Raw genomic sequence first — 18,291 nt, forward strand, 5'->3', positions numbered from 1 at the left:
ATTTGTGGTAAGGTATGGCCAATACCTCTAGTGCAATAAGCTGAGTTCCATGCCATTTTTTTATACTAATAGGCACATTACTCCGCTTATATTCTTAGCACCGCTTCTTCATTTTCATTGTATCGCAGCAACAGTTAATGTTTAACCGCTTAACCTTTCGTATGCCTATGAAATAAAAAAAATGCCTACTTGATACCTGTACTGTCATATTCTTTATTTTGAGTTAGTCAACTTCAGTGCAGGTTATTAAAAAATATAAAAAATGGCCCTCTAATTCGTCACCAAACTAGTATAGAGGACCGTAGCTAACAAAACTAACGTTTCATTTAACTAACCCAATATTATGAATAAATTTTCATTTTACAATGGTGGTTCAGCTTTTTGGTACCTGATTATTTTTGGGTTCTCTCTAAGTTACACCCCTGCTTTAGCTAATAAGCTACTGAGGCAAATGCAGTCCTTACCCCAACAAACCCAAATAAGCGGTGCCATTACTGATGGCGCAAGCCCTTTACCCGGCGTAACAATTTCCATAAAAGGAAAGGCTACAACTGGAACTATCTCTGACTTTACCGGGCAATATACCCTCGCAGCATCGCCTGATGATACTTTAGTCTTTAGTTTCATGGGATTTAAAACCGTTACAGAACCCATAAACGGGCGAAAAACAATAAACATACAACTACAAGAAGATGCTACCCAACTGCAGGAAGTACGAATTAATGCGGGTTATTATAGCGTAAAAGAAAGCGAACGCACTGGCAGTATTTCCAAAATCACATCAAAGGATATTGAAAAACAACCTGTAACGAATGTGCTTGCTGCGATGCAGGGCAGGATGGCTGGCGTGAGTATTACGCAAACTACCGGAGTACCCGGAGGGGGATTTGATATTCAGATACGAGGACTGAACAGCGTACGAAGTAATGGCAACAACCCGCTTTATATTATTGACGGAGTGCCTTATTCTACCGATCCGATAGGAAGCGGGCAGGCATCTCCAGTACTGCCCGGACAACCAAGCCCATTGAACAGCATCAATCCCGAACAGATTGAGAGCATAGAAGTATTGAAGGATGCTGATGCTACAGCCATATATGGTTCTCGTGGCGCCAACGGTGTTGTGTTGATTACCACCAAGAAAGGCAAGAGGGGAGGGACGCAATTTACCGCCAATGTTTCAAAAGGTGTGGGGAGCGTAACCCGATTTATGGATTTGCTGAATACCCCGCAGTATCTTGCGATGCGTGAACAAGCCTTTGCGAATGATGGTATCAGTCCTTTACCTAACCGTGCCTACGATGTGAACGGCACTTGGGACAAGAATCGCTATACAGACTGGCAGGAAACACTGCTGGGAAACACGAGTGAAATCACCACGCTATCTTCTTCCGTTTCGGGAGGTTCACAAGGCACACAGTATCTTGCAAGCGGAAGCTTCAATAAACAGACGACGGTGTTTCCCGGTGATTTCAATTACAAGAAAGCAAATTTTAACCTGAATGTAAACCATGAGTCTGAAAACAAACGCTTCCGTTCGATCTTTACGGTAGGCTATACCATACAGCATAACCTTCAACCCCGTGGTGATCTGATGACCGCGGCTTTGGCACTAGCACCCAACGTACCTGCACTCTACAAAGCAGACGGGAGCCTGAACTGGGAAAATAGCACTTGGGTAAATCCGTTAAGCAGCCTTGAAGGCGAATATGAGGCAAAAACCTATGATCTGATTGCCAATTCGGTATTATCGTACCAGATCCTTAAAAATTTTGAAATTAAGTCGAATTTTGGTTATACCTCCACAGATAACAATGAAACTGCAGCATTACCCTCCACACAGTATGATCCTGCCTATGGCGTAGGAGCTGCCTATTCAGTCTTGAAAGTTGGAACCCTATCCCGCAAATCATGGATTATTGAACCGCAACTTAATTACAAGGAACAGTTTGGGAAAATGGGCTTGGATGTATTGGCAGGAAGCAGCTTTCAATCCCAAGAAGGAAGAATGAGGGATGACCTTGGACAAGGCTTTTCAAGCAATAGCCTTATCTATAACCTTGCCTCAGCCTCGGTAAAAAGCATCTTGCTGAGCCAAGAGCAGGAGTACCGCTATGCGGCCCTTTTTGGAAGGATAAACCTCAACTGGAACAGCAAGTATATAGTGAACCTGACGGGAAGACGTGACGGCTCCAGCCGATTTGGACCAGGCAAGCAGTTTGCCAGCTTTGGTGCTGTAGGCGGAGCGTGGCTTTTTTCGCATGAAGATTTGTTGAAGGACAGCAAAATACTAAGCTTTGGCAAGATCAGGGCAAGTTATGGCGTGACAGGAAGTGACCAGATTGGTGATTACCAATACCTAGACACCTATGGTTCTACGGGTAGCAACTATGGCGGTATCATAGGGCTGGAGCCTACAAGACTCTTTAACCCCGCCTTTGGATGGGAAACCAACCGAAAGCTTGAGGCTGCGGTGGAAGCAGGGTTCTTAAACGACCGCATCTTTATTACGGCTGGTTATTACAAGAATCGCTCCTCGAACCAATTGGCAGGAATGCCACTGCCGGGAACAACGGGATTCTCCTCGATACAATCCAATCTGGCGGCTACGGTGGAGAATAAAGGATTTGAAGGGACTTTGAGAACTGTTACTGTACAGACCCAAGATTTCAATTGGACAAGCAACCTGAACGTAACCGTTTCACGCAACAAGCTGGTTGCATTTCCAGACCTTGAATCCTCGACCTACAAAAACATTTATTCTATTGGAGCACCCTTAAATATCAAAAAGGTGTATCAATTTACTGGAGTCGATCCCGCAACAGGGCTCTATACCTTTGCGGATAGGGATGGCGATGGAAAAATTACCTTTAACGGCGACCGAACTATGGTAAAGGATTTTAACCCCCAATTTTTTGGTGGCTTTCAAAATAGTTTCCGCTATAAAAAACTGCAATTGGATTTTTTATTTCAGTTTGTGAAGCAGGAGAATTACAACGCTACCGCCTTTTTTGCCCCTGCAGGAATGCTGTCGCAACAGCCTACAACAGTTCTTGACAGTTGGAAACAGCCGGGGGACATAGCCTCGCACCAAATGTATACTACGGGAGCGAATGGTGAGGCGGCTAATGCGGCAAGCCGATATGCGAGCAGTGATGCGGCAATCAGTGATGCGTCGTATATACGGTTGAAAAACATTTCACTTTCCTATGATCTTCCTCTCCAATTAGTAAAGGATATGCGTTGCAAAGTATTTGTCGAGGGACAGAACCTGTTGACTTTTACCCAGTATGCAGGTGCCGATCCAGAATTCAAATCAGCAGGCTATCTGCCACCATTGCGTGTCCTTAGTGGCGGGCTACAAATCACCTTTTAACTTAAATCTTATGAAAATGAAAAAATATAGTAAGAATATTTGTTCAGGGCTTCCAATACATGCCTGTAGAAAGCCCCTTTTTTTATCACTCTATGTGCTTGTGTTTGGCTTGTTGCTGAATGGTTGTGACTCCTTTGTTGAAGTTGACCTTCCAAGTGACCAGCTTATCGCCAATGGAGTCTTTGAGGAAAAGTCGACTGCCGACGCTGCGATGACAGAAGTTTATGCGAAAATAAGAGGAACCGGATTATTGACCGGTTCTGCCGATGGCCTTTCGGTTGTATTGGGCAACTATAGTGATGAGCTTGATTTTTATGGTGAATCCTACCTTGGCACTTTATCGTATTACAATAATTCTCTAACCGCTGCAAATATTGATGTAAAAAGCTTGTGGGACAGCAGCTATAATCAAATTTATTCCGCGAATGCCATTATAGCAGGAGTAGAGCAGTCAAAGACACTTCCGCAGGAATACAAGAACCAGCTAAAGGGAGAAGCGCTCTTTGTGCGAAGCCTTATCCATTTTTACCTTGCCAATGTTTTTGGAGCCGTGCCGTATGTAAGCACGACGGATTATAAGACGAACAGCAATGTTGCAAGAACTGCTGTAGCTGCCGTTTATGCTAAAGCAAAAGCTGATTTAGAGACAGCCATCCTGTTGTTGCCCGAAAACTATGTTGTTGCAGACCGGACACGTCCCAATAAATATACTGCACAAGCCCTGCTCGCCCGTGTAGCGCTTTATGAGGGATCGTGGGACGAAGCATCAAACGCCGCATCTGCTGTGCTGAATAATACGCAACTGTATGCATTTGAAAGCGATCTTTCGAAAATCTTTCTGAATAGCAGTACCACTACTGTATGGCAACTAAGTCCTGAAAATACAGGGGGTAACACCTATGAAGGTGCCAGTTTTATTTTTACTGGCGGAACACCTCCGCTTTCGGCTATCAGCATGGGATTGATGTCGGGTTTTGAGCCGGGCGACCTTCGTAAAGCAGCATGGACCAAAGAAGTAATAAATGGAAGCCAGACTTGGTACCATCCCTATAAATACAAACAAAAGGAAAATACATCCACCTCGATGGAATTTTCCATCATTTTCAGAACCGGTGAACTTTACCTAATCAGGGCAGAAGCCAGGGCAAGGGGAGGCGACCTGATTGGAGCCAAGGAAGATTTGAATATCATCCGCAATACTGCAAGACTTGTTGATACCAATGCCATTTCGCAGGAGGAAATTCTGCAGGCTATCTTGCGGGAAAGACGGATTGAACTGTTCACCGAATTTGGTCATCGCTTCTTTGACCTGAAACGATTTGGAGTCATTAATCCGGTACTTTCGGCTGTAAAGCCCGGGTGGGATAGCAATGACGCATTGTTTCCAATTCCGGAAACGGAAATAGGTTTAAACCCGAATTTGGAACCTCAAAATTTAGGATACTAATGGTGTCGATTACTAACATTAAAAATTTCATCTTTATTAGTTTAATTTGTTTTCTTTCTGCCTGCCCGCTTTTCGGGCAGGTCAAGAAAGTAAAGCTATTGACAGAGGATGACTATGGTAAGTGGAGCCAAATGATCCGGGAGGGTATCTCTGATAATGGCAATTGGGTGCAGTACCAACTTGTCTATGATTCAGGGAATGATACGTTGTTTGTAAGGAATACGAAAGGCAAAAAGGTTTTGGCTGTTGCAAAAGGGTATGATGGACAATTTTTTAACGACAACTCGTTTGTTTATATGCTTCCTGATAAAAGAATAGGAATTTCAAACCTAATGAATGGAAAGGAAAAGAAGATTGAAGGTGTTGGAAATTATCAGATTGCGGGCAACGGAGGTTTTCTGTTACTTGCATCCAATGAAGAAGGCGGAACAACAACCCTAAAGGTATTAGATTCGGATCTTACGGTAATCGAAACTATAAAAAGTGTCAGTTCCTCTATGATTAGTCCAGATCGCAACTCATTGGTATATTGCCATAATGACGGTGGAAATAAGAAAGTAACATTGCTGGTCTTTTTGGATCATAAAGTTCAAAAGAAGACAATAGCGTCAGGCAACTATGCCTATTTCAATCCAGTCTGGCAGCCGAACAGCAATGCCGTAGCTTTCTTAGGGCAGCCAATCCTAAAAACTGGTTCATCGGGGCCTGAAGTTTTTTTCTATAAGGTGCACGAACAGAAAAGTTACAGTTTCAGTATGACACAAAATAGTTCTCTTAAAGGATTTGATTTTAATGGTAATAGGAGTTCTTCCCTTATTGTTTCGGATGATGGGATGCGGGTCTTTTTTACGCTCAAGGATCAAGAGGAAAGCAGCAGTATGGAAAGTACATCAGATGTTGAGGTATGGAATGCATCAGATTCAAACCTGTATCCACATCTAAAGCAATCTGGTAGAGAGGGTGTTAATAAAATGGGTGTTTGGGAACCTCTCAGCGGTAGGATACTGATTGCAGGTAAAGGAAAACAGGATATTTATATGCTTAATGGAGATCAGCAGTATGCTATCACAAGTGATGTATTTCCGTATTTACCTAGTGACAAGGAAAGGCCTGAAGCAGACTATTATGTTACCAATCTGCTTACTGGAGAAGCCTCCCTTTTTTTACGTCAGGTACCTTTCGAAAATGCTGCTTTGGTATTTTCGCCTAATGGAAAATCAGTCGCCTACTTTAGGGAAAACGAATGGAAAGTGTACAATTTTGCCGACAAGACCCATATTACGATGCCATCTGCTGTAGCATTTGCGTACGAAGCAGATTATAGTGCACCAAGAAGCCCTTACGGATTTGCAGGCTGGACTGCCGATGGCAATAGGGTACTACTGTATGACCAATTTGACCTCTGGTCGTTTTCAATAGATGGTACCGATAGTAAACGACTTAGCAGGGGAAGGGAAGAGGGAATCATTTTTCGTGTTGCTGACATTGACAATGCTAGTTCAATATACGAGCCGTGGCTTGTAGAAACAGGAAATGAGATTGATACTGCCAGTGCTATTCTATTGGATGCCCATAGCGAGGACAACGACAAGAGTGGTTATGCCGTTTTATCTCCAAGTGGAAAGTTAAGCATCAAGACTTTTACGGATAACAAACTAAGCAGACTTAAAAAAGCCAAGAATAAGGATATCTCTATTTATAGGCAGGAAGATTTTGATTTGCCACCACAAATTGTGGTTGCCACTGGGAATAAATGGAAAGATGCCGTTGTTTTTAAAAGCAATCCTCAGCACCGGCACTATCCATGGGGGCATTCTGAGTTAATTTCTTATCGGAATAGTGCAGGTGAGTCTTTGCAAGGGGTTTTATTTTATCCTTTTGACTATCAGCCTGAAAAAAAATACCCAATGGTGGTGCGGATTTATGAAAAGCAAGTCACCACTCTGCATACCTACATTGCTCCTTCCATGTATAATACAACGGGGTACAATACTTCAAATTTAACAAGCCAAGGATACTTTGTACTGCATCCCGATATCAATTATACCATTGGTAATCCGGGTGTTTCAGCGGCAGATTGTGTGATTGCTGCCACCAATGCTGTTGTTTCAAAAGGTTGTATTGATCCTGGTAGAATAGGCCTGATTGGACAGTCCTTTGGTGGTTATGAAACTTTTTTCATTGCCTCGCAAACCAAGTTATTCGCGGCTGCTATAGCTGGTGCCGGCGTTTCCGATATGAGCAGTTTTTATCTTTCAATGGGATGGAATTACAAGACACCTGATGCATGGCGTTTTGAACACCAGCAGTTTCGCATGGGGAAGACACTTTTTGAAGATACTGAAGGCTATAGGAGAAATTCGGCTATTACATTTGCCCGTCATTTTTCAACCCCGATTTTGTCATGGACCGGCGATTCTGACAAGCAAGTCAATCCAGAACAAAGCATGACCTTCTATATGGCAATGAGAAGACTGAAAAAGGATCATGTTATGCTGAGGTATCCCAAAGAAGGCCATGTTATTGTGGATATGGTTCATCAGGCTGACCTGAGTTCAAAAATTATGGATTGGTTTAATCATTATCTTAAAGATTGTCCCAAACCAGACTGGAGTACTCCGGAATAGAATTTGCATTAAAAAGCGATGCGGTTAATCATTGATTAACCGCATCGTACTTTTAAAATAGAATGAAGGTCATTATATTTTTTTGTAAAGTGTTTGTGGACAAGAGGCATCATTTTGATTTACTTTGCCCGTTAAAGTCTGCAACGATGGTGTCTTGCAGATGTCATTTAAGATGGTACTGCACATAATGTCCTGAACACAAGGATGCAGGGCATCCACAAATAAGTAACCACGCTGATCGCCCGGTGCCGCTTTTACTGTACCCATTGACATTGTTGCAAATGCTCCTAGCGATCCCAAAATAACGACTGCCAAAGGGATCATCAGTTTTTTAAAATTTGTTCTCATAATAAAAAGTATTAATGTTTATGATCTACTCTGTTACAGGTTTTCGATCGTACTCCTGATACTGCGCAGTATATTTTCAATATTAATTGTCATTTTTTAGTGTTGCCCTAGTTGTCAAATGGTTCAGTAATTTGTAGCAAACCATTTTATCATCGATTATGGCATACAGTTTTCTATTCACTACTATAAAACTGCTCATACTAGATTTACCTATCTTGTAAATTGGAAAGCTTGATTTATAGGATTGGTCCCTTAAATCATATACATCAATAATACTCGCTTCCTTCCATAGTTGATCCCTTTCGTATTGCCCAGATATAGTGGAATTTACGTAAAGTAAATTATCGCTTACCGCACTCATCTTGTTGACTATTAATGGAGGGTTTGAAAAAGTGTTGATGTTCCTGCTTTTCACTTCAGTTACTTTAATTTGTACTTTGCTTATGGTGTCGATGGTATTGCCTCTGTAATCAAGTTTGAGGTTTCTATGAGCAACTATGTACTGATTACGGTAACGGTACACATATACAATGCGATTATTATTGTTGTCGAAATGCAATGATCCATCTACATCAAAAATACCATCAATTTGTGATTGGAGAAGTTCTTCGGAATGATTCTCTAAACGATGGTTGAGACTTGTTGTACCAAGGATACTTTTTCCTGTTTTCTGATCAATAAAGCGGACCGCAACATTGTCCTGATCAATTGGCTCCAGATGTGAAAAATATTTTCCGGTACTTAAAACTAATTTTGCATTCCAGTCATGAATATTTCCCTTAAATATATAAGGAACATTTCCCTCAAACATGTAAAAATTATTCTCAAATACTTTAACCATAGGGGTATGGAAGGGCAGTTTTTTGTTGTTTGGAATTATCTTATAGGTTTTTCGGTTTGTTAAAGCTGTATCCAACTCCATTACTTGTAAAGGAGCGGTGCTGTTTCCTAAATAAATTTTTCCATTGCTACTCCCTGCAAAATAGTAGGAGTTGTATCCCAAATCTGCCTTATATTTTTCCTGTGCCACATGTTGCGGAAATCTTCTGATAAATGTATTTGCATAATGGATGATATTTTCTGACCTATTAAAAAGTAATACCACTATAGCTGTGCCAGCAATTGTGCAAAAAAACATCAATACTATCTTGCTCTTAATTTTCATGATTGGTTTTTATTGGTCCCAAAAATAGTTAAAACTATGTACTTTAGTGCATTTCGCTTTAGCTTCTAAAAATGTTTTAGTCACGAATTGGACGAATTTTCGTAAATTAATTCGTGTTAATTTGCGTAATTTGTGGCTAATAAATAAGTGTTATAACCGTGCAGACTTTAAGTCTGCCAACCAAATCTATGGACTTTCAGTCCATAGTGGTTTAGTTGTAATTGTTGTTGTGTTTCGTATCGGTACAAAAATTATCGCTATTCCTATAAGCACAACAAATATGAGGTTAAAAATAAGGTGCTGGTTCCATGTCATTTTTTCAAGCACACCACCGCATGAGCATGGAACGAAAGCACTGTAATTAAGGATAATGTAGATGTAGGCCGTAAACATTACCATTAGTGTAAAGGAACCTAATAATGAAACGAATCGTAGTCTTGGGATAAACAGTCCAAGAGCTAAAGCTATTTCAGCCAATGGTACTGTTACGGAAACCCAGCGCGCAAATGCACTAAGTAATGGTGACTGACCCAATTGAATGATGAAATTTTCATAATCAAGTAGTTTACTTGTAGCAGCATAAATGAAAAGTAATGCCGTTAAATAGCAAATTATAATCATCAACGTATTCCTTATGTTTTTAATTTGGCTCATTGTACTGATTTTTGGTTTTGTAAAATTCTATAATTAAAATTTTTAATGTTATGCAAATCAGAACTTTCGTTATCCAAAACAGCTGTGAAGGTGTTTAAAAATTAAACAGCTTCATTCGGACCTCGATCCACTTCACTCGGTGCATATTTGAATCTTTTTTTGAAAGCTTTATAGAAGTTGAGGTAGGTATTAAAACCGTTCATTATAGCAATTTCCTTGAGCGGAATCTTTGTTTGCCGGATCATCAAATGTGCTCTTTTTAATCTTTCTTCATGGTAAAAGTTATAAATACTGGTTTTGAAAAATTCTCGGAACCCAAGTTTCAATTTGTATTCATTCGTATCAAACAGCACAGATAATTCTTTAAGGGTTGGGAGTGGCTCTTCCAAGTGATTTAAGATATAATCATAAAGATTTTGCATAACGACAGCTTCGGATTGCTTTTCTGTGGCTATTTTTATTGAATGCGACGCGTCTGACAGCAATTCTTGTAATATGGTAGTAATTGAGCTTATTACTATTTTGTCACTATAGCGCAATCGTGAAATGGTGCAAAAAGAAGGAAGCAATTTATTATTAGCCGTAATAAAAATAAGCTGAACGGTGCTATGGTAATTGTCATCTAATGAAGCCTCCATTTTTTTTTGATTCCAAATATTGAATGACTGTGGCGCAATAAATTTTCCAAAGTCTGCCTTCAATAATTCTTCGGATTTATAATAAAGTGCTTCTGGTACGTGTGCATTAAAACTGCTGATTATAAATTTATCGTCTAAGATAAATGTTGTTTGTACTAAATTCTGATAACTGTAGTGTGGGTTAACATAACCTGATTGGAGTATTATATCATGCATTTCTCTGGCAAGATTATTAAGCACTTCAGACAGTTTGCCGACTTCATCGTTTTGATCAGTTTTCAAAATTCTAAAAGAGAGATTACCCGTTGCCATTTCAAAAAGCATTTGGTAAATCGCCTTTATGCGCTGTTGTGTTTTTTGATTTTCCATTAGATTATATAGTGAGGAATTGATTGCGGAATATCAAGACAAGTGCTTGAAAAGACGAACAAAACTATATAATGTAATTTTTATTTGCTAAAAGTGTAGTGTTCAATTCGAGAATTGAATAGGTGTTTTTTAGTGAATAGTGAGTGGTGAGCAGTGAGTGGTGAATCGTTTTTTAATTTCTTGGTAAAGGGTAACTTTCGGAATGCTTTATTACCTTGATGATAGCTGGAGGAGCAGGAGGAAGAAAAATGCAAAGCCAACAATTAGAACTATGTTAAATGCATATGATTAAAAGGGAGAGTGTTGCAAAATTTTGTAAAATTAATTTTAGTATTAAAAAAAGGTTTTTAATACTAGTTATCTTAAATAGTTGAGATTTCTGTCTGACGAACTGGGCACTGTTTACAAAAAAATGTCCCAAATATTTACTATATATGGGACGAAAATTATTTCTAAATTATATCATTAGTCATTTTGGGAGTGGTTTTTCTACCCACCTTTTCTACCCACTTATGGCAAAATGTATTTGATTATCCAATGCCCGCCTCTGGCTCCCCCTTCTCGTTCTAGAAGTCCCAGCTCTTTTAATGTTTCCAAGTTATTGTCAATGGCAGTGGCACTTAAGCCTACTTTTTCTTCTAATTCTCTTTTAGCTATTTTACCATTTTTATGTATTTCTCGAAGTATTTTTATTCTGTTTTCTGATAGTTTTTCTACCCACTTATCCACCCACTTGTCAAAATCGAAAGGTCTTCTGAATGTTACTGTTAACATTCCATCAATATTGAATTCTGGAGGTGTTAATCCTTCTTCCTGTATCAAGTCTCTCATTCTGCTAATACCTGAACCTATTTGTTTCGATACCTTTGTGCATAGGCTGATGGGTTGTTTTTTTACTATTCAGGTTGCTTTCTTTGATGCATTGAAAACTTTAGTTAGTATCTCAATAAGGTTTGCCCAATAGCCTCTTTTAACTTTAATTCTACCTTAGCTTGTTCTGCGAATTCAGGCCACCGGTTCACAGTTTCGTTTATCTGCATTATGATCGCTTCTGCCTTTTTGATGTTCATTGATCTGGCAATCTCTAAAAGGTCTTCTTTTAGTATATTGTCCCTTTTGCCGTTTATACTTAAATTATGCTGGCTTACCCAATCGCTACCGGGTCTGTAGGCATGGCATATATCATAAGCCGGTGCCAATTCCCATTCTTGATTTTGCCTTAGCCGGAATGCAAAATTTTTAGTGTGGTCATCGCAATTTCGTGCAATGACATTGAAAACCATTCTTCTGAATAACTGTTCTGCCTGTGGATAGGGCAGTCTCAGTAATCGCATTGTCTGAAATAATTGTTCGTAACTAAAGCTCGTTATATTATTGAAATCAAAATGCTGCATAGCGCAAAATGTCTGTACGTGATGCTTTGTTTCCCCATCTTCACGATCAAATCTTTTGGTCATAAAGTGAGCCCTGCCATTTTCTTCCAGCAATTTGCATTCGCTTATTTCTATACTACAATCGCGTGCCATTAAATAGTAGGCCATTTCAACACGACCATATCCTGCGGATACACCGAATTGACTATCACTTACGCCATCTAGTTTTATTAACCAATGCGTAAACCCTTTAGGTGCTTTTGACTGCCCTGATTTTACTTTTCCCGTTTTTTCATTGTAAGCTATAATTGCTTTTGGACGGGCTCCACCTGCAGAAGTTCCAATTTTCAAAATGTCAATCAAAGCTTGTTGTTCATCGAGTTGCAGGTTGGCTTCAAAGTGCTGTCTGGAATTCAATACCTCCTGTGTGATGCGAACCAGATTATCTATTTCTATGGTAAAAGCCTGATTAGAGTTGAATTGAACGGGTTCAAATTCTAATGCTCCCATACCCCTTGTTCCGATAAAAAGCAACATTTCTACAGGGTTTAGGCTATTTTCCGGTCGTCCATTTTGTGACAACCAGGCATTTATTAATTCGTTACCGTATTTGTCCGGTAAAACATCGGCCAAAAGTCCCGGCATTCCTTTAAAAGTGGTGTTTCTACTTAATTCAGGAAAAGAGAAAATTCTTCTCCCTGCATTCAAAGGCATTTTTAACGGGGCCAAATCCCATTGCCTGGAAATGAATGCAGGGTCATATTCAAAACTGGCCATTAATGTGGCTGTATCCCATGCAACAGCGCCTACGCGCTCTCCCCAAAGATTTATATAAGCAGTTGTAATCATTACCAGTCCGTTTCGTTTTGATTCGTATTTTCATTATTCCGGGCCCTTTGCCTCTTATTTTGTTCTAATTTAGCCAACTGCAGAGGACTTATTTGCTCTTGTATTTTGAACACGTCCATTACATAAAGTAAATTAAGTGTACGTAATACCTGAATCAGTGTTTTTAGCGTTATTCTTTCCCCTTTTTCTAACTGATTTAATGTAGAACGGTTAATGCCAGCATCTTCAGCAACCTGTTGCTGTGTTTTGTTTTGTAACAGTCTGTGATGCTTAACAAATCCTGCGATAGTTTCTATTAAAGTAGCATCGCTCATGGCGATCCAATTAGTGTTGGAAATATCCATCATAAAGTCTATTTTTAAATATTAATGCTGGTTATTTCCAACAAATATACAAAATAATTGGATTTAGATTTCACATGGCTCTTTAAATAAAGGCTAACACTTTGTTTTTAATGATTTTGAAATTAATTCTTCTTTAAATTTTTCTTTTAAAACCATCATATCCTCACTCACTTTTTTATCTAATATCTTAGCATAGTGTTGTGTGGTTCTAATGTTTTTATGTCCCAACATTTTACTTACGCTTTCTATAGGTACGCCATTTGTAAGGGTTACAGTCGTCGCAAAAGTGTGTCTGGCAATTATGGAAGGTTAAATCTTTTTTAATGCCGCAAACATCGGCTATTTCCTTTAGATAGCTATTCATTTTTTGGTTGCTTAAAACGGGTAATAGTTTATCTTCATTTATGCATTGTGGGTAATCGGCATATTTCAGAATTAATTCTTCCGGAATGGGGAGGAGGGGGATTCTTGAAGCGGTTTCTGTTTTCTGGCGATGGGTGAATATCCATTTACCACCATCAATACCCATGCTGATATTTGATACCGTTAAGTTTTTGACATCTATATAAGCCAGACCAGTAAAGCAACTGAAAACGAAAATATCTTTTACCTGGTTTAATCTTTCGGTTACAAATACTTTAGAATAGATATCCTGAACTTCTTCTTGTGTTAGATAATCTCTTTCGACTTCGCGAATTTTTGATTTATAGTTTGCAAATGGATCTTTGTCTAACCATCCATTTGAAATACAAATCTTTACTATTTTCTTGAAGTTCTTGATGTATTTTACAGCTGTATTGTTAGCGCATTTGCGGACACTTCTCAGAAAGAATTCATATTCTGTTATGAAAGAATGGTCAATATCCTTGATGTCGATATCCGAAACGGAATATTTCCATTGTAGAAATTCAATAGTATGTTTCAATGATGTTTTGTATCGCTCCAATGTTCCTGCTGCAAATTCTTGGCCCACTAAAGTTTCTACTTTGTTGTTGTGATCCTGGAAAATGGGAATTAACATTCTGGCTCTTTGTTCCGTTCCTTGAAGTTTGGCTTTTAGAATGGTTGAAGTTGCTGTCGTTTTATCTTTCATCATATGATGATGTGCATCGTAAACTTCCTGTTCCAGCGTTTTTAGATACCTATTTAGCGATTTTACTTCATCAGATGCCCCAGAAACCTTTTGAAGTTTGTTATCCCATTTGTCGGGTTCAATGTATCTTTTGGAAGCAATGTCTTTCCTAATACCATCAATGGTAATTCTTAGATAAATGGGAGCGGTACCGTTGGCTTTGATTTTACTTTTCTTGATAAAGAAAAGCAGGGTGAATGTTTTGTTCATAATGTGGTGACTTTAAGTTTGATAAAATTATTCATCTTAAACACTCCAAACAAGATGTTCAAACCGTGAACGCCTTATTATACAAGTGCTCCAGCGATTTTTGGTGACCCATTTGAGATTTTCAGAATGGGGCACTAAATAGGTCACTGAAAGAATACCATTTAATGAACTTTATTGGTATAGCCACCAAGCAAAAAACGCCGTAAATCTTATGATTTACAGCGTTTTAGCCTTTTTAGTATTTCTACTGGCGGAGAAAGAGGGATTCGAACCCCCGGACCTGTTACAGTCAACAGTTTTCAAGACTGCCGCATTCGACCGCTCTGCCATTTCTCCAGTATGTCGCTTTCATTATCTGATTGCGAGTGCAAATATAAGAACCTTTTTTGGTTATGCAAATCTATTTTTATAAAAAAAGCATGTATTTTAGTGACTAATTTTTAATTGTTTCATTTTCTATACTTTATGCGAAACTTATTTTTACAAAAAATTGAAATATAGGTTTAATACTTTACGTATTCGGTTATTTCTAGTCCATATCCAATCATTCCGACACGTTTAGTTCCCTCAGTATTGGATACCAATCTAATTTTTGAGATATCTATATCATGTAATATTTGAGCGCCAATTCCAAAATCTTTACTGTCAATAACAATTTTGGGCGCTTTCATCACTCCTTCACTTTGCAATAATTTAAGTTCTGTTATACGGCTTAGTAAATTCACCGATTGCATATCCTGATTGATAAAAATAACAGCACCTTTTCCTTGCTCGTTAATTACTTTAAACATATCATCCAGTTGTTGGTCTGCATTATTAGTCAATGTGCCTAATAAATCATTATTTACCTGTGAGGAATTGATTCTTGTTAAAATGGATTCGCCCAAATTCCAAGTGCCTTTTGTTAAAGCAATATGAATTTGTTTGTTGGTTGTTTGCTGGTAAGCACGTAATCTGAAAGTACCAAAACGGGTTTCTAAATCAAAATCTTCTTTTTTAATAATCAAACTATCGTGCTGCATTCTGTAAGCAACTAAATCTTCGATAGAAACTAATTTTAAATTGAATTTTTTAGCCACTTTTACCAATTGTGGTAAGCGTGCCATCGAGCCATCTTCGTTCATGATTTCTACAATCACTCCAGCCGATTTAAAGCCTGCCAAACGTGCGAAATCAATTGCGGCTTCAGTATGTCCAGTTCTTCTTAATACACCTCCTTGTTTAGCAATAAGAGGAAATATATGTCCTGGTCGTGCTAAATCGTGTGGTTTCGTTTTGGAATCAACCAACGACAAAATAGTTTTTGCTCTATCTCCCGCTGATATCCCTGTTGTTACTCCGTTTCCTCTTAAATCTACCGAAACGGTAAAAGCAGTTTCCATAGGATCTGTATTGTTACTAACCATTACATGCAGTCCTAATTCTTTGCAACGACTTTCTGTTAATGGTGCACAAATCAATCCACGACCGTGTGTGGCCATGAAATTAATCATTTCGGGTGTTACTTTTTCGGCTGCAGCCAAGAAATCACCTTCGTTTTCTCGATCTTCATCATCAACAACAATAATAATTTTCCCTTGTCGAATGTCTTCGATCGCTTCTTCTATTGTGTTGAGGTGTATTTTACTTGTAACCATGATTGGTGTTTAATTTTGTGATGGAAATATTTTTTGGAATATTTTTTGAAATGGAGCTAAAATGACATCCATATTTATTAATCCGATATCGTTTGTGGCTCTGTATGACAAAAGAATAGCTAATGGTGATAGAATAAAGGAGGACATCCAAGCTCCTAAAAATGGAGATAAACCATCTTCCTGTGCGATTCTTTTACCGAAAGTATTTATAAAGTGAAAAGTTATGAAAATTAAAACCGCAAAAATTATAGGAAGTCCCAATCCGCCTTTTCTGATAATGGCTCCCAAAGGGGCTCCAATAAAAAACATCAAAAAGCAGGCATATGCAATTACAAATTTGTCATAAAATGCCAATAAATGATTGTTGATGTTTTTTCGTTTATTTTTAAAATCCGTATTACTGGCATCAATCGAATATTTTGTACTGGCAAGGTTACTAACGGCAAGATCTAAAATCTTTGATTTCTCCTCATTGTTATATAATGTCAATATATTGTTTGGAAGGGTTTTACTTTTTTTGAGGGATTGTATTTTATTATCCTTTGGAATTAGAATTCGCTGATTCATGTTTTCCGAAAACGAAAGGATATCCGTTTTTAAATTTTTATGTAATGAATCCAACGTATAATTTAATTCATTTACAGTAAGCATCGTGTTAGTATTCGCAATCTGCTCATTATTTACATCCACTTTATTCAATTTTGATAAATCGATATTGATAATGTATTTTTTGAATGAACTTTTTGCAAATGGCATTTTGCTTCTTTCTTCATATTTTTTGGGAACGATGTCTTCATAGTAGTAACCATTATTCAATACTAATTGTAGAATACTGGATTCCTCGCTACTTATTAATTCTCCATTTTTAGCCTTGATAACCGTTTTGCTGCCGTCACCTAGATTTGATTTTTTGTGGATAGTAATACCAGTAAGGAAATTTCCGTTTTCTCCAGATTTTTTATTGACTTTAATATTATAAAAGCCAACATCGCTAAACTGACCTTCGGCAATTGCCAAAGCAGGTTTGGCTTGAGCAATATTTTTTCTGAAATTGATAAACTTATATTCTGCAAAAGGAATCACATTATTAGCAAAAAGAAAGGCGATACCTCCCAGTATAACAATGAAAATAGTTAGGCTTTTCATTGCTCTTTTTAGCGAAACCCCAGCTGATTTCATGGCAGCCAATTCATAATTTTCAGACAAATCACCAAAAGTCATTATGGAAGCCAATAGTACTGACAAAGGTAAAACCAAAGGAATAATTCGAGGCATTGAAAAGCCTAAAAACTTGATAATCATTACTAAATCCAAATCTTTACCTGCTAATTCGGATATAAATAACCAAACGGTTTGAAGTATAAAAATGAAAAAGAGTATTACAAATACAGTTGTAAATGTAGTCAGAAATGTTTTTAATAAGTATTTGTCAAGAATTTTCACCGATATAGATTAATCTAATTTGTTGATGTAGTAATTTGGATATTTACTTTCCGCAAATGTAAATTGATTTTTTGACAAAGGTTGGTTGGTTTTAAAAGAATTAACGGTTAAAGTCGTTTTTGTGCCTTTTTTACCCATTTCAATCAAATTATAGATATGTTTGGTTTGCACATCGATTCCCAATAATACCTCTTTTCTTTGATCTTTGGCACTTGTAGGAATGAGTTTAATGTACTGAATTTTTCTGCCTTTTACATCCTGCAAAATATCCATATTATATTTATAACCAGTATTAAAAAAGGTTAGCATTTTTGAAGGTGTAATGGCATTATCTTCTTTTTCATTTACTTTAGAAATAGTAATCTCTTCATCTTCTGGAACAATAGTATATGTTTTTTTTCCGTCAAAAATTTTCGTAACTCCCATGAAATTCAATACATACTGATTTCCTTTCATGGTTACATTCCCTTTACTGTCCTGATTGATATTTTCTCTGGAATTATTTAAAGAATATTTAAAATCAATTACAATATTATCATAACTTCTAACTTTTGCAGTAACCTGATCTAAAAGGTCTTTCGCTTTTTTATCTTGGGCTTGTATTGAAAAACTAAAAAGAAGTAAAAATGAGATATATATAATTTTTTTGTACATTGCTTTCTGTTGTTGTTTCATTAGA

General features: G+C 37.9%; 15 protein-coding genes and 1 tRNA gene. 3 read left to right on the forward strand and 13 right to left on the reverse strand.

What is annotated here, in order from left to right; all coding sequences use genetic code 11:
- The first annotated feature begins 343 nt into the window (after positions 1-343).
- From ACNO7W_RS07695 to ACNO7W_RS07705, 3 genes are read left to right on the forward strand one after another with little or no spacing between them, the layout of a single operon-like run.
- The gene (locus tag ACNO7W_RS07695) at positions 344-3,376 is read left to right on the forward strand and encodes a SusC/RagA family TonB-linked outer membrane protein (RefSeq protein WP_417937660.1); all 3,033 of its coding nucleotides are present in this window, start codon (positions 344-346) and stop codon (positions 3,374-3,376) included.
- Positions 3,377-3,392: 16 nt separating this feature from the next.
- Positions 3,393-4,823, forward strand: a complete 1,431-nt coding sequence (locus ACNO7W_RS07700) for a RagB/SusD family nutrient uptake outer membrane protein (protein ID WP_417937661.1) — start codon at positions 3,393-3,395, stop codon at positions 4,821-4,823.
- Entirely contained in the window at positions 4,823-7,450 is a 2,628-nt protein-coding gene (locus tag ACNO7W_RS07705; RefSeq protein WP_417937662.1) for an alpha/beta hydrolase family protein, read from the forward strand. The genes ACNO7W_RS07700 and ACNO7W_RS07705 overlap by 1 nt, the downstream gene beginning before the upstream one ends.
- Before the next feature lie 72 nt (positions 7,451-7,522).
- On the opposite strand, the gene ACNO7W_RS07710 is transcribed toward ACNO7W_RS07705, so the two are convergent.
- From ACNO7W_RS07710 to ACNO7W_RS07770, 13 genes are all read right to left on the reverse strand, one after another.
- On the reverse strand, positions 7,523-7,798 hold the full coding sequence (locus ACNO7W_RS07710) for a hypothetical protein (protein ID WP_417937663.1): 276 nt from the start codon (positions 7,796-7,798) through the stop codon (positions 7,523-7,525).
- An 82-nt stretch (positions 7,799-7,880) separates the two neighbouring features.
- Positions 7,881-8,963, reverse strand: coding sequence for a hypothetical protein (locus ACNO7W_RS07715; RefSeq protein ID WP_417937664.1), 1,083 nt, complete (start codon positions 8,961-8,963; stop codon positions 7,881-7,883).
- Between the two features lie 186 nt (positions 8,964-9,149).
- On the reverse strand, positions 9,150-9,617 hold the full coding sequence (locus ACNO7W_RS07720; protein WP_417937665.1) for a MauE/DoxX family redox-associated membrane protein: 468 nt from the start codon (positions 9,615-9,617) through the stop codon (positions 9,150-9,152).
- Between the two features lie 101 nt (positions 9,618-9,718).
- Positions 9,719-10,624 (reverse strand): helix-turn-helix domain-containing protein, encoded by a 906-nt coding sequence (locus ACNO7W_RS07725; protein ID WP_417937666.1) that lies wholly within the window; start codon positions 10,622-10,624, stop codon positions 9,719-9,721.
- A gap of 510 nt (positions 10,625-11,134) precedes the next feature.
- The gene (locus ACNO7W_RS07730; RefSeq protein WP_417937667.1) at positions 11,135-11,455 is read right to left on the reverse strand and encodes a winged helix-turn-helix transcriptional regulator; all 321 of its coding nucleotides are present in this window, start codon (positions 11,453-11,455) and stop codon (positions 11,135-11,137) included.
- A 104-nt stretch (positions 11,456-11,559) separates the two neighbouring features.
- The gene (locus tag ACNO7W_RS07735) at positions 11,560-12,846 is read right to left on the reverse strand and encodes a type II toxin-antitoxin system HipA family toxin (RefSeq protein ID WP_417937668.1); all 1,287 of its coding nucleotides are present in this window, start codon (positions 12,844-12,846) and stop codon (positions 11,560-11,562) included.
- Positions 12,846-13,193: a helix-turn-helix domain-containing protein gene (locus ACNO7W_RS07740; RefSeq protein WP_417937669.1), complete on the reverse strand. Its 348-nt coding sequence runs from the start codon at positions 13,191-13,193 to the stop codon at positions 12,846-12,848. The genes ACNO7W_RS07735 and ACNO7W_RS07740 overlap by 1 nt, the downstream gene beginning before the upstream one ends.
- 90 nt (positions 13,194-13,283) lie before the next feature.
- The gene (locus ACNO7W_RS07745) at positions 13,284-13,493 is read right to left on the reverse strand and encodes a tyrosine-type recombinase/integrase (RefSeq protein WP_417937693.1); all 210 of its coding nucleotides are present in this window, start codon (positions 13,491-13,493) and stop codon (positions 13,284-13,286) included.
- A complete protein-coding gene (locus ACNO7W_RS07750) occupies positions 13,423-14,532 on the reverse strand; it encodes a phage integrase SAM-like domain-containing protein (protein WP_417937670.1) in 1,110 nt (369 codons plus the stop codon). Before ACNO7W_RS07750 ends, ACNO7W_RS07745 begins: the two co-directional genes overlap by 71 nt.
- A gap of 248 nt (positions 14,533-14,780) precedes the next feature.
- Positions 14,781-14,868, reverse strand: a tRNA-Ser gene (locus ACNO7W_RS07755).
- A gap of 167 nt (positions 14,869-15,035) precedes the next feature.
- The gene (gene ribB / locus ACNO7W_RS07760; protein ID WP_185963091.1) at positions 15,036-16,169 is read right to left on the reverse strand and encodes a 3,4-dihydroxy-2-butanone-4-phosphate synthase; all 1,134 of its coding nucleotides are present in this window, start codon (positions 16,167-16,169) and stop codon (positions 15,036-15,038) included.
- Positions 16,170-16,178: 9 nt separating this feature from the next.
- Complete coding sequence (locus ACNO7W_RS07765; protein WP_417937671.1) at positions 16,179-17,612, reverse strand: LptF/LptG family permease; 1,434 nt, start codon at positions 17,610-17,612, stop codon at positions 16,179-16,181.
- 9 nt (positions 17,613-17,621) lie between these two features.
- On the reverse strand, positions 17,622-18,287 hold the full coding sequence (locus ACNO7W_RS07770) for a LolA family protein (RefSeq protein WP_417937672.1): 666 nt from the start codon (positions 18,285-18,287) through the stop codon (positions 17,622-17,624).
- Positions 18,288-18,291 lie beyond the last annotated feature (4 nt).

The sequence above is a fragment of the Flavobacterium sp. ZB4R12 genome (genome assembly GCF_048276375.1).
Lineage (GTDB): Bacteria > Bacteroidota > Bacteroidia > Flavobacteriales > Flavobacteriaceae > Flavobacterium > Flavobacterium gawalongense.

Excerpts from the sequence above, each read along its gene's own strand:
- ACNO7W_RS07710 (WP_417937663.1), bottom strand. The coding sequence starts at position 7,798 with ATGAGAACAAATTTTAAAAAACTGATGATCCCTTTGGCAGTCGTTATT.
- ACNO7W_RS07705 (WP_417937662.1), top strand. The coding sequence starts at position 4,823 with ATGGTGTCGATTACTAACATTAAAAATTTCATCTTTATTAGTTTAATT.
- ACNO7W_RS07740 (WP_417937669.1), bottom strand. The coding sequence starts at position 13,193 with ATGATGGATATTTCCAACACTAATTGGATCGCCATGAGCGATGCTACT.
- ACNO7W_RS07720 (WP_417937665.1), bottom strand. The coding sequence starts at position 9,617 with ATGAGCCAAATTAAAAACATAAGGAATACGTTGATGATTATAATTTGC.
- ACNO7W_RS07730 (WP_417937667.1), bottom strand. The coding sequence starts at position 11,455 with ATGAGAGACTTGATACAGGAAGAAGGATTAACACCTCCAGAATTCAAT.
- ACNO7W_RS07695 (WP_417937660.1), top strand. The coding sequence starts at position 344 with ATGAATAAATTTTCATTTTACAATGGTGGTTCAGCTTTTTGGTACCTG.
- ACNO7W_RS07715 (WP_417937664.1), bottom strand. The coding sequence starts at position 8,963 with ATGAAAATTAAGAGCAAGATAGTATTGATGTTTTTTTGCACAATTGCT.
- ACNO7W_RS07725 (WP_417937666.1), bottom strand. The coding sequence starts at position 10,624 with ATGGAAAATCAAAAAACACAACAGCGCATAAAGGCGATTTACCAAATG.
- ACNO7W_RS07770 (WP_417937672.1), bottom strand. The coding sequence starts at position 18,287 with ATGAAACAACAACAGAAAGCAATGTACAAAAAAATTATATATATCTCA.
- ribB (WP_185963091.1), bottom strand. The coding sequence starts at position 16,169 with ATGGTTACAAGTAAAATACACCTCAACACAATAGAAGAAGCGATCGAA.
- ACNO7W_RS07750 (WP_417937670.1), bottom strand. The coding sequence starts at position 14,532 with ATGAACAAAACATTCACCCTGCTTTTCTTTATCAAGAAAAGTAAAATC.
- ACNO7W_RS07735 (WP_417937668.1), bottom strand. The coding sequence starts at position 12,846 with ATGATTACAACTGCTTATATAAATCTTTGGGGAGAGCGCGTAGGCGCT.
- ACNO7W_RS07700 (WP_417937661.1), top strand. The coding sequence starts at position 3,393 with ATGAAAAAATATAGTAAGAATATTTGTTCAGGGCTTCCAATACATGCC.